This is a genomic window from Ramlibacter cellulosilyticus, from assembly GCF_014297465.1.
Classification (GTDB): Bacteria; Pseudomonadota; Gammaproteobacteria; order Burkholderiales; family Burkholderiaceae_C; genus Ramlibacter; species Ramlibacter cellulosilyticus.
The window spans coordinates 68,055-79,146 of sequence record NZ_JACORT010000005.1 but is presented as its reverse complement, the minus strand read 5'-3'; the positions used below and the strand labels follow the sequence as shown (position 1 = coordinate 79,146).

General features: G+C 68.8%; 11 protein-coding genes. 7 read left to right on the top strand and 4 right to left on the bottom strand.

The genetic code is table 11. The features are described from left to right. Positions 1–10 precede the first annotated feature (10 nt). Positions 11–562 (top strand): cysteine hydrolase family protein, encoded by a 552-nt coding sequence (locus H8N03_RS13065; protein WP_187076630.1) that lies wholly within the window; start codon positions 11–13, stop codon positions 560–562. On the opposite strand, the gene H8N03_RS13060 is transcribed toward H8N03_RS13065, so the two are convergent. The 3 genes from H8N03_RS13060 to H8N03_RS13050 form a co-directional block, all read right to left on the bottom strand. Then, entirely contained in the window at positions 540–1,019 is a 480-nt protein-coding gene (locus H8N03_RS13060) for a hypothetical protein (RefSeq protein ID WP_187076629.1), read from the bottom strand. The genes H8N03_RS13065 and H8N03_RS13060 overlap by 23 nt on opposite strands. Positions 1,020–1,123: 104 nt before the next feature. Next, positions 1,124–2,134 carry a 4-hydroxythreonine-4-phosphate dehydrogenase PdxA gene (locus H8N03_RS13055; protein ID WP_354005119.1) on the bottom strand — a complete coding sequence of 337 codons (1,011 nt, stop codon included), beginning with the start codon at positions 2,132–2,134 and terminating at the stop codon, positions 1,124–1,126. Continuing rightward, complete coding sequence (locus H8N03_RS13050) at positions 2,131–3,114, bottom strand: Bug family tripartite tricarboxylate transporter substrate binding protein (protein ID WP_187076628.1); 984 nt, start codon at positions 3,112–3,114, stop codon at positions 2,131–2,133. Before H8N03_RS13050 ends, H8N03_RS13055 begins: the two co-directional genes overlap by 4 nt. A gap of 117 nt (positions 3,115–3,231) precedes the next feature. Between H8N03_RS13050 and H8N03_RS13045 the strand changes: the two genes are divergently transcribed. Beyond that, entirely contained in the window at positions 3,232–4,158 is a 927-nt protein-coding gene (locus H8N03_RS13045; RefSeq protein WP_187076627.1) for a LysR family transcriptional regulator, read from the top strand. Positions 4,159–4,324: 166 nt separating this feature from the next. Here the strand turns inward: H8N03_RS13045 and H8N03_RS13040 are convergent, their stop codons facing one another. Further along, positions 4,325–4,939 carry a hemerythrin domain-containing protein gene (locus tag H8N03_RS13040; protein WP_187076626.1) on the bottom strand — a complete coding sequence of 205 codons (615 nt, stop codon included), beginning with the start codon at positions 4,937–4,939 and terminating at the stop codon, positions 4,325–4,327. Positions 4,940–5,135: 196 nt separating this feature from the next. Between H8N03_RS13040 and urtA the strand changes: the two genes are divergently transcribed. From urtA to urtE, 5 genes are all read left to right on the top strand, one after another. Further along, a complete protein-coding gene (gene urtA, locus H8N03_RS13035; RefSeq protein ID WP_187076625.1) occupies positions 5,136–6,410 on the top strand; it encodes an urea ABC transporter substrate-binding protein in 1,275 nt (424 codons plus the stop codon). 127 nt (positions 6,411–6,537) lie between these two features. Further along, the gene (gene urtB, locus H8N03_RS13030; RefSeq protein ID WP_187076624.1) at positions 6,538–8,106 is read left to right on the top strand and encodes an urea ABC transporter permease subunit UrtB; all 1,569 of its coding nucleotides are present in this window, start codon (positions 6,538–6,540) and stop codon (positions 8,104–8,106) included. A 125-nt stretch (positions 8,107–8,231) separates the two neighbouring features. After that, a complete protein-coding gene (gene urtC, locus H8N03_RS13025) occupies positions 8,232–9,299 on the top strand; it encodes an urea ABC transporter permease subunit UrtC (RefSeq protein WP_255428200.1) in 1,068 nt (355 codons plus the stop codon). Beyond that, complete coding sequence (gene urtD, locus H8N03_RS13020) at positions 9,296–10,171, top strand: urea ABC transporter ATP-binding protein UrtD (RefSeq protein ID WP_187076900.1); 876 nt, start codon at positions 9,296–9,298, stop codon at positions 10,169–10,171. The genes urtC and urtD overlap by 4 nt, the downstream gene beginning before the upstream one ends. 123 nt (positions 10,172–10,294) lie before the next feature. Next, positions 10,295–10,987, top strand: coding sequence for an urea ABC transporter ATP-binding subunit UrtE (gene urtE / locus H8N03_RS13015; protein WP_187076622.1), 693 nt, complete (start codon positions 10,295–10,297; stop codon positions 10,985–10,987). The last annotated feature ends 105 nt before the right edge of the window (positions 10,988–11,092 follow it).

The window sequence follows — 11,092 nt, the reverse complement described above, 5'->3', positions numbered from 1 at the left end:
GGTGCCTGCCATGACCAGCGCCATCCTCGTCATCGACGTCCAGCAGGAGTTCTGCGGCGGGCCGCGGTCCTGGGACGTGAACGGACTGCTCTCCCGCATCAACGCGGTGACCCGCGCGGCGCGCGAAGCGGGCGCGCCGGTGCTCTTCATCCAGCACGAAGGCCCCGCGCTGCCGCACGGCAGCCCGGGCTGGCATCTCGCCGAGGGCCTGCGCGTGGAGGCCAGCGACCTGCGCGTGCCCAAGACGACGCCCGACGCCTTCCTGCGCTCCAACGTGCAGGAGCTGCTGCAGGCGCGGCACGTGGGCGACGTCGTGGTCTGCGGCCTGCACACGCAGTTCTGCATCGACACCACCGTGCGCCGCGCCCTGGCGCTGGGTTATCCCGTCACGCTCGTCTCGGATGCGCACTGGCCGTGGACGAGCGAGGTGCTGACGCCGCAGCAGGTGATCGCCCACCACGAGGCGACGCTCGCCAGCCTGGCCAGCTTCGGCCCGCGCGTGCAGCTGCGGCGCGCCGCCGAGCTGGACCTGCGCGCCCTCAGCCCACTGCCTTCGGCCTGACTTCCAGCCCGGCCAGTTCGACCAGGCCGCGCAGCACGGCCTCGGCGGCCGCGATCAGGTAAGGATGCCGGTCCTGGCCGACATAGGTGCACTCGTGCACGATGAGGTCGCGGTAGCGCGTCGCGACTTCGAAGAGCTCCCACGTGTCGCGCTCGAAGTGCTGCGGCGCGGCGCCGGCGCCGCGCAGGCGCAGGACTTCCTCGACCAGCTCCACCGGCCCCGTGTGCCGGAACTGCTTGTGCCGCATCTCCGCGGTGCTGGCGGGCCGCCCCGCGGCATGCACGACGAGCGAACGCGAGAGCGCCTCGACCGCCGACACGATCGTGACCAGCCGCGTGGAGCCCATCTCGCCGTGCGCGCTGGCGAGCCGCTGCTTGATCACGCGCAGGCGCGCGGCCGGCGTGGCCATCGCGTACGCGCGCTGCAACTCGTCGGGGTGTTCGAGGAGCTCGTTCATGCGCGCAGTGTAGGAAGGCAGGCGCCGCGCCCCTGCGGATTCCGCACGTTCTGCGCCGCTGATACACCTGCCTGTCGCGGCGCGCCGACAGCACCCGGGAAAGATCAGGCCGTTTGCTGCACCGCCATGCGCGCGCACAGCTCGAAGGCGTGCTGCAGGCCCGCCACGCGCGCCACGCCCTTGCCGGCGATGTCGAAGGCGCTGCCGCTCGCCGATGTCGCCACCGGCACCGGCAACCCGCCGTGCAGCGTCACGCCGCGCTCGAAGCCCATGAGCTTCATCGCGATCTGGCCTTGGTCGTGGTACATGGAGACCACCGCATCGAAGTCGCCGCGGCGCGCGGCGATGAACACGGTGTCCGGCGACCACGGGCCGCTCGCTTCCACGCCGTCGCGCTTCAGGCGCTCGACGGCCGGTGCGATCACCTCGATCTCCTCGCGGCCGATGGAACCGCCGTCGCCGGCGTGGGGATTCAGCCCGGAGACGCCGATGCGCGGCTTCGCGATGCCGGACCGGCGCAGCGCGCCATCGAGGATGTGCACCGCATCGCGCACCGCTTCTTCGGTAACCAGGTCCGCGACTTCGCGCAGCGGCACGTGCGAGGTGACGCGCGAGGTCCACAGGCCGTCGGTGATGTTGAACTCGCAGGTGAAGCCGCGCACGCCGAACAGGTCCTGCATGTAGCGCAGTTCGTCCTCCTGCTGCATGCCCGCGAGCCGCAGCGCGTGCTTGTTCAGCGGCGCGAAGACGATGCCGTTCACCGCGCCTTCGCGGGCGAGGTGCGTGGCCGCGGTCAGCGCCTGCAGCGCCGCCTGGCCGGCGGCTTCCGTGCAGGTGCCGAGCGGCGCCTCCCCACCCGCGGGCTCCTCCAGCACCAGGTGCGTGACCCGGCCCGGCGCAAAGCGCAGGGGCTCGCCGCGCGCGATGCGCACCACGTCCAGCTTCGTCCTGGCGATGCGCTCGCCGCCTGCCAGTACCGAAGGCGCGGCCACGAGCAGCACCTCCGCCGCGAGCACGTTCGCCTGGTGCGCGAGCAGCTTCACGCCCATCTCCGGCCCGACGCCCGCGGGGTCGCCCAGCAGCACCGCGATGCGTGGCTTGCGTTCGGCGCTCACAGGCCTTCCGCCTTGATGTTGGCGTCCTTCACCAGCTTCCTGAAGCGCTCGAACTCCTGCCTGTTCATGTCGGCGAACGCGTCGGCGGTGAGCGTGCCCACCTCGCCGCCCATGCCCTTGATGCGGGCCTGCACGTCCGGCAGCTTCAGCACCTTCACGAGCTCGGACGTCAGGCCGTCCACCACGGGCTTGGGCGTTCCGCCGGTGACGTAGAGGCCGTACCAGGTGGAGACGTCGATGCCCTTGATGCCCAGCTCGAACATCGTGGGCACGTCCGGCAGTTCCGCCGCGCGGTGGTCCGACATGACCGCCAGCGGCCGGAACTTGCCCGACTTGATCTGCCCCATGGCGGAGGAGGTGGAGTCGAACATCATGGTGACGTCGCCGCCGATGATGTCCACGTGCGCCTGCGCGCTGCCCTTGTACGGGACGTGGATGGACTTGGTCCCGGTGGCCAGGCCGAAGGCTTCGCCCGCGATGTGCTGCGTGCTGCCGATGCCGGAGGAGGCGTACTTCATCTGGCCCGGCTGCGCGGTCATCGCGGCGACGAGATCCTTGAGCGACTTGTAGGGCGAGGCGGCGGACACGACCAGCACGTTGGGCATCACGGCGACGAGCCCGATCGGCTGCAGGTCCTTGAGCGGGTCGAACTTCAGCTTCAGCAGGTGCGGCGCGATCGCCTGCGCGGTGTTGGTCGCCAGCAGCAGCGTCGTGCCGTCGGCCGTGGCCTTGGCCGTGATCTCCGCGGCGATGGTGTTCGAGGCGCCGGGGCGGTTCTCCACGACGACCGTCTGCTTCAGGTCGGGCGCGAACTTGTCGGCGAGCATGCGCGCGAGGATGTCGGTGCCGCCTCCGGGCGAGGCGCCGACCATGATGCGCACCGGCTTGTCGGGCAAGGCCTGGGCGAAGGCGGGTGCGGCTGCGGTGCAGGCGAACACCAGCAGGGAAAGTGCCGCCTGGCGGCGCGTGGGAAAGGCCATGGCTTGTCTCCTGGCGGCGGGTCGGACGCCCGCTCGTGCGACGCAGGGTACGGCCGGCAGCCATTCCCGGCCAATGAAAGTTCCGGAAGGAGCCATCTCCTTTTGTATATTGCTCCCATGGCCAAGGCCCTTTCCGACACCGCGCTCCTGATGCGGCTGCGCACGCGGCAGCTCCTGCTGCTGGAGGCGCTCGGACGGGAGCGCAACCTGGGCCGCGCCGCGGCGGCGCTGGGCATGAGCCAGCCCGCGGCGACCAAGCTCCTGCAGCAGGTGGAGGAGGCGGTCGGCGCGCAGCTCTTCACGCGCCAGGCGCGCGGCATGGAGCCGACGGGCGCGGGCGAGGTGCTGATCCGCTTCGCGCGGCAATCGCTGGTGGACTTCGGCTTCGCCCGCGAGCAGATGGCGGCGCTCCGCTCCGGGCTGCACGGGCGGTTGCGACTGGGCAGCGTGCCGGGCGCGCTGCCGGAGCTGCTGGCGCCTGCGCTGGCTGCATACAAGAAGCAGCATCCGCGCGTGGCGGTGTCGGTGCTCGTGGAGACGAGCGATGTGATGCTGGAACTGCTGGCGCGCGGGGACGTGGACCTGGTGCTCGGGCGGCCCACCGAAGGCCACTACGGGGACGAATTCGAGATCCGGCCCTTGCTCGGGGAGCCGCAGGTGGCGGTGGTCCGCGCGGGACACCCGCTGTTGAAGAAGCGCAAGCCGGCGCTGGAGGACCTGGTGCACTGGCCCTGGATCCTGCAGCCGCCGGGTTCGCCCCAGCGCAGCCGCTTCGAGTCCGCGCTGCGCGTCGCGGGCCTGCATGCCCGGCTGGACATCACCGAGACCGCGTCCACGGTGGCGACCACCGTGCTGCTGGAGGCGAGCGACATGGCGGCGATCATGCCGGCGTCGCTGGCGGCCCACTACGCGCGGCTGGGGGTGTTGCAGGTGGTGCCGCTGCAGTTGCCCTTGCAGGTGCCGCCGCTGCACCTGGTGACGCGGAAGCACAGGGAGTTGACGCCGGCGGCGGCGGGGTTTGTCGAGGTGTTGGTGGGGCGGTGATCGGTGGGGTTCGCTGCGCTCACCTTCCGCGGCTGTCGCCGCGCCACCCTACGAAATTCCGTCATGGCCTTGCTGTAGGGTGGCGGCGCGCCAGCGCCGGAAGGTGAGCGCAGCGAACCCCACCGCCGCGCCAGCGCGCATCCCTCCCCCTCACGTCACGTCGCGCTCAGATCACGCGGGCAAAGCGGTTGCGCGCGGCGGCGAGGCGGTCCCCGTAGCGGTGGCGGGTGAGCATGTAGGCGCCGGCGAGCGCGGTGCTGCCGGCGGCGAAGATCGAGCCCAGGCTCATCGCACGGGCCATGCTGCTCGCGAGTTCCGGAGCGCGAGGCCCGGCCAGCTCCAGCCGGCGGCGCGTCATCTGCGCCCCGAGCTCGGTCAGCTGCTGGGGCAGCAGCCGTTCCGCCGCGGGCAGCAGCAGCGTCTCTTCGTCGGCCACGTGGTGCATCACGTGCCGCATCAGCTCGAAGAAGGTGTCGTCGAACGCCGGGTCTTCGACCGGCATGTTGCGCAGGCGCGAGATGAGCCCGCGCATCTCGTCGTGCTCGGGCGTGCTCTTGCGCAGGATCTCGGTGTCCGCGACGGCGCGCAGGGCGGGATAGAAGATCTCCTCTTCCAGCTGCGCGTGGATCTCGATGGCGAGGCAGACGTTGTCGACCAGCCCGCGCTTCAGGCGCGCGGAGGAGCCGATCTCGTACTGGTGGAACGCGGTCAGCACGTGCGTGTGGTCCAGCCGGATCTGGTTGGTCACGCTGGGGGACAGCTGGGACATCAGGGATGGCATGTCGTGCCTCGCTCGCGGTATGTGGTTTGCGTCGATTGGGCCGCGTGCGCCGGCCGTGCCTTGTCGGACGCGGACGGCGGCTGCTGTCGTCCCGCCTTGCGCGCGCGTGGCGGCCGTACGCCATGTGTCGTATGGCCTCCGTAGGACGCGATCCCTAGCATGGGCCTTGCGTTTTCCTACCAACCCCGGAGCACACATGCAACGTCGATTCACCCTCCAGGCGCTCACCGCCGCCGTCGTCCTCGCCGCCGCGGGCGCGCCGGCCCTTGCCGCCGACGACACCATCAAGGTCGGCATCCTCCACAGCCTGTCCGGCACCATGGCGATCTCCGAGACCGTCCTGAAGGACACGGCCCTGATGGCCATCGAGGAGATCAATGCCAAGGGCGGCGTCCTGGGCAAGAAGCTCGAGCCGGTGGTCGTCGACCCCGCCTCCAACTGGCCGCTGTTCGCCGAGAAGACCAAGCAGCTGCTGACCCAGGACAAGGTGGCCGTGATGTTCGGCTGCTGGACCTCGGTGTCGCGCAAGTCCGTGCTGCCGGTCGTCGAGGAGCTGAACGGCCTGCTGTTCTACCCCGTGCAGTACGAGGGCGAGGAGCTGTCCAAGAACGTGTTCTACACGGGCGCCGCGCCCAACCAGCAGGCGATCCCGGCCGTCGAGTACCTGATGTCCAAGGACGGCGGCGGCGCGAAGCGCTTCGTGCTCCTGGGCACCGACTACGTGTACCCGCGCACGACCAACAAGATCCTGCGCGCCTTCCTCAAGTCCAAGGGTGTCGCCGAGTCCGACATCATGGAGGAGTACACGCCCTTCGGCCACGCGGACTACCAGACCATCATCGCCAAGGTCAAGAAGTTCTCCAGCGAGGGCAAGAAGACGGCGGTGATCTCCACGATCAACGGCGACTCCAACGTGCCTTTCTACAAGGAGCTGGGCAACGCCGGCCTGAAGGCGAAGGACGTGCCGGTGGTGGCGTTCTCGGTGGGCGAGGAGGAACTGCGCGGCGTGGATACCAAGCCGCTGGTGGGCCACCTGGCCGCGTGGAACTACTTCATGTCCGTGAAGAACCCGACCAACGACGAGTTCACGAAGAAGTGGGCCGCTTACGCCAAGGCGAAGAACATCGCCGGCCACAAGGACAAGCCGCTGACCAACGACCCGATGGAGGCGACCTACATCGGCGTCTACATGTGGAAGCAGGCCGTGGAGAAGGCCAAGTCCACGGACGTCGACAAGGTGATCGCCGCGATGGGCGGCCAGACCTTCAAGGCGCCCTCGGGCTTTACGGCCAAGATGGACGAGAAGAACCACCACCTGCACAAGCCGGTGTTCATCGGCGAAGTGAAGTCCGATGGCCAGTTCAACGTGGTGTGGAAGACGCCGGGCCCGGTGAAGGCGAAGCCGTGGTCGCCCTTCATCGAAGGCAACGACAAGAAGAAGGACGAGCCGGACGGGAAAAGCAAGCTCTGATCGAGCTCTGATGGCTGTTCCTCCCTCTCCCCCCCCGGGGAGAGGGCGGGGGTGAGGGGCACGCACGGCCGGGGCGCCCCCACCCCAACCCTCCCCCAGAGGGGGAGGGAGTGAAAGCGGTTTCTTCATGACCTACAGATTTCTCCTCCTGCTCACGCTCTTCCTCGCCGGCACCGCCCACGCGCTCACCGCCGACGAAGCGAAAGCCATCGCCGTCGGTGAATCCGACGACCGCATCGCCGCGATGAACAAGGCCGTCGCCAACGCCGACGACCGCACCGCCGCCTTCCTCCAGGCCCTCGTCGACGACGCCGTGAAGACCGCGGCCGGCCAGGTGTACGTCGTGCGTGACGGCAAGGGCAGCGACCCCGTCACCGGCGCCGAAGTCCCCGTGCCGCCCGACGCCGAGGACGTGATCAACAACAACCGCATGCGCGGCGAGCTCGATACGGCGCTCGCGGCGCTCAAGCTGTTCTCGAAGGACGCGAAGCTGCGCGCCGCCGCCGTCACCGAGCTGCAGAAGGACACCGACCCCTCCAAGCTGCCCCTGGTCGAGAAGGCCTGGGCAGCGGAAACCGACGCGGACATCAAGGAGCGGCTCGGCCTCGTGCGCGCCGCCGTGCTGCTGTCCGGCGAGGACAAGGGCAAGCGCCTCGAAGCCGCGCGCCTGCTCGCGGACAGCCGCAGCCCCGCCACGCGCAGCCTGTTGCTGCAGCGGCTGAAGGAAGAGACGGACGCCGAGGTACAGGCCGCGCTGCAGTCCAGCGTGCGCAGCGTCGAAGCCTCCCTCGCCTGGGGCGAGCGTGCCGCCGCCGTGTTCTCCGGCATCAGCCTCGGGTCCATCCTGCTGCTCGTGGCGCTGGGACTTGCGATCACCTACGGCCTGATGGGCGTGATCAACATGGCGCACGGCGAGCTGATGATGATCGGCGCCTACGCGACCTACGTCGTCCAGGGCCTGTTCCGGAAGTACCTGCCCGGCGCCTTCGACTGGTACCTGGTCGCCGCGGTACCGGCCGCCTTCCTCGCGTCCGCCGTGATGGGCGCCATCCTCGAACGCGGCGTGATCCGCTTCCTCTACGGCCGCCCGCTGGAGACGCTGCTCGCCACCTGGGGCATCAGCCTGATGCTGATGCAGCTGGTGCGCTCCACCTTCGGCGCGCAGAACGTCGGCGTGGAGAACCCGGGCTGGATGAGCGGCGGCCTCGTGCTCGGCAACCTGCAGCTGCCCTGGAACCGCATCGTGATCATCGCCTTCGCCTTCGCGGTGCTGGCGGGGATGGCGCTGCTGATCTCGCGCACCCGCCTCGGCCTCTTCGTCCGCGGCGTGACGCAGAACCGGCCGATCGCGTCCTGCATGGGCGTGAACACGGCGCGGGTGGACACCTATGCGTTCGCGCTCGGCTCCGGCATCGCGGGGCTCGCCGGCTGCGCCTTGAGCCAGGTCGGCAACGTCGGGCCCGACCTCGGGCAGGCCTACATCGTCGATGCGTTCATGGTGGTGGTGCTGGGTGGCGTGGGACAGCTCGCGGGCACCGTGTACGCCGCGCTGGGGCTCGGCGTCCTGAACAAGTTCATCGAAGGCTGGGCCGGCGCGGTGCTGGCCAAGATTGCCGTGCTGGTGATCATCGTGGTGTTCATCCAGAAGAGGCCGCAGGGGTTGTTTGCGGTCAAGGGAAGGAGTGCGGAAGCATGAGCGCGGTATTCGGCTCCTTCTCCCGCTCGCGGGAGAAGGCGGGGGATGAGGGTAGTGCCTCCCACCCTCACCCCAACCCTCTCCCGCAAGCGGGAGAGGGAGTGGTTCTCCCCGGGAGAGCGCCCTTGCTGACCCGGACCGGCTGGACCGCCTTCCTCCTCGCGCTCATCGCCGTCTGTGCCCTCGCGCCCGTCCTCAACCTGGTCGTCCCCGAAGCCAGCCCCTTCCACCTGAGCGACTACGCGGTCGCGCTCGTCGGCAAGATCATGTGCTACGCGATCTGCGCGCTGGCCATGGACCTGATCTGGGGCTACACGGGGATCCTGTCGCTCGGGCACGGGCTCTTCTTCGCGCTCGGCGGCTACGCGATGGGCATGTACCTGATGCGGCAGATCGGGCGGGAGGGCAACTACAAGAGCGACCTGCCGGACTTCATGGTGTTCCTGGACTGGAAGGAATTGCCCTGGCACTGGACGTTCTCGGACAGCTTCCTCGCCACCTGCCTGTTCATCGTGGCGGTGCCCGGCCTGGTCGCCTTCGTGTTCGGCTACTTCGCCTTCCGCTCGCGGATCAAGGGCGTGTACTTCTCGATCATCACGCAGGCGCTCACGTTCGCGGCGATGCTCCTGTTCTTCCGCAACGAGACGGGCTTCGGCGGCAACAACGGCTTCACCGACTTCAAGCGCATCGTGGGCATCGCCATCGCCACGCCGCAGACGCGCATGGTGCTGTTCGTGCTGACGGGCCTCACGCTGCTCGGCTTCTTCCTGTTCGCGCGCTGGCTGGTGCGCAGCAAGTTCGGGCGCGTGCTGCAGGCGATCCGCGACGCGGAGTCGCGCGTCATGTTCTCCGGCTACAACCCCATCGGCTACAAGCTCGCGGTGTGGACGCTCAGCGCCGTGATGTGCGGCGTGGCCGGGGCGCTCTACGTGCCGCAGGTGGGCATCATCAACCCGGGCGAGATGAGCCCGGCCAACTCCATCGAGATCGCGGTGTGGGCCGCCGTCGGCGGGCGCGCGACGCTGGTCGGCCCCATCCTCGGCGCCTTCATCGTCAACGGCGCGAAGAGCTGGCTCACCGTGGCGGCGCCCGAGTTCTGGCTCTATTTCCTGGGCGCGCTGTTCATCGCCGTCACGCTGTTCCTGCCGAACGGCGTCGTCGGCCTGCTGAAGAAATGGGGCAAGTCCGCATGACGCCCGACCTGATGGAAGAAGGCGCGCGACGGGCATCCGCCTACGCGCGGATGGCAGCGAAAGACAGGACGGAATCCGGTGGACGCCACGCGGCGACGGGCCGTCCCGTGGTGCCCGGGGAAGTGGACGTCGCGCACGGCCGCATCCTGTACCTGGAAGACGTGAGCGTCAGCTTCGACGGCTTCCGCGCGATCAACAAGCTCTCGCTGGACATCGCGCCCGGCGAGCTGCGCTGCATCATCGGCCCCAACGGCGCGGGCAAGACGACGATGATGGACATCATCACCGGCAAGACGCGGCCCGATGCCGGCACCGTCTTCTTCGGCAGCACCATCGACCTGCTGCGCTACAAGGAAGCGGAGATCGCGCAGATGGGCATAGGCCGCAAGTTCCAGAAGCCCACGGTCTTCGAGCAGCTCACGGTGTACGAGAACCTGGAGCTCGCGCTCAAGACGGACAAGGGCGTGCGGGCGTCCATGTTCTTCCAGCCCGACTCCGCCGACAGCGACCGGCTCGCCGAGGTGCTGCGCACGATCCAGCTGGCCGACAGCGTGAACCGCCTCGCGGGCACCTTGAGCCATGGGCAGAAGCAATGGCTGGAGATCGGCATGCTGCTGATGCAGGACCCGAAGCTGCTGCTGCTGGACGAACCCGTGGCCGGCATGACAGACGAGGAGACTGCGCGCACGGCGGAACTGTTCCTCACGCTCAAGGGCCAGCATTCGCTGATGGTCGTGGAGCACGACATGTCCTTCATCCAGGCGATCTCCGAGAAGGTGACGGTGCTGCACGAGGGTTCGGTGCTGGCGGAAGGCACGCTGGAGCAGGTGCAGAACGACGAGCGCGTGATCGAGGTTTACCTGGGGCGATGAGAGGATGAACGCAGAGGTCGCAGAGATACGCAGAGGTCGCAGAGAACAGCCTTCCAAAGATATTCCTCTGCGACCTCTGCGTAGCCTCTGCGACCTCTGCGTTCTTCTTGCAGATCCAACACCATGCTCACCATCCACAACATCCACCAGTACTACGGCGGCTCCCACATCCTTCGCGACGTGAGCCTCGAGGCGAAGCTCGGGCAGGTGACCGTGATCCTCGGGCGCAACGGGGTTGGCAAGACGACCTTGCTGAAGTCGCTGATGGGGCTCGTCCCCATCAAGTCCGGCACCATCCTCTTCGACGGCAAGCCCATCCAGGGCAAGACGCCTTACGAGCGGGCCCGCGCCGGCATCGGCTTCGTGCCGCAGGGCCGCGAGATCTTCGCGCGGCTGACGGTGGAAGAGAACCTGCGGATGGGGCTGGCGACGAAGCCGGGCAGCACGGCCATCCCCGCGGAGCTCTACGAGCTGTTCCCGGTGCTCCAGCAGATGCTGCACCGGCGCGGTGGCGACCTCTCCGGCGGCCAGCAGCAGCAACTCGCCATCGCGCGTGCGCTCGCGGCCAGGCCCAAGCTGCTGGTGCTGGACGAGCCCACGGAAGGCATCCAGCCCAGCATCATCAAGGAGATCGGCCGCGTGATCCGCATGCTGGCCGATCGCGGCGACATGGCGATCCTGCTCGTCGAGCAGTACTACGACTTCGCGCAGGAGCTCGCGGACACCTATGCGGTGATGGAGCGGGGGGAAGTGGTCGCGCAGGGCCGCGGGAAGGACATGGAGGCCAACGGCGTGCGGCAGCTGGTGGCGATCTAGTTCACGGGGGATGTAAAGGCGGCCTGTTCCTACCCGGCCCCTCTCCCGCTCCCGGCGCCTCGCCCGAGGCCCTGGCCTTAAGGTGTTCCCAGTACCACCTCAAGG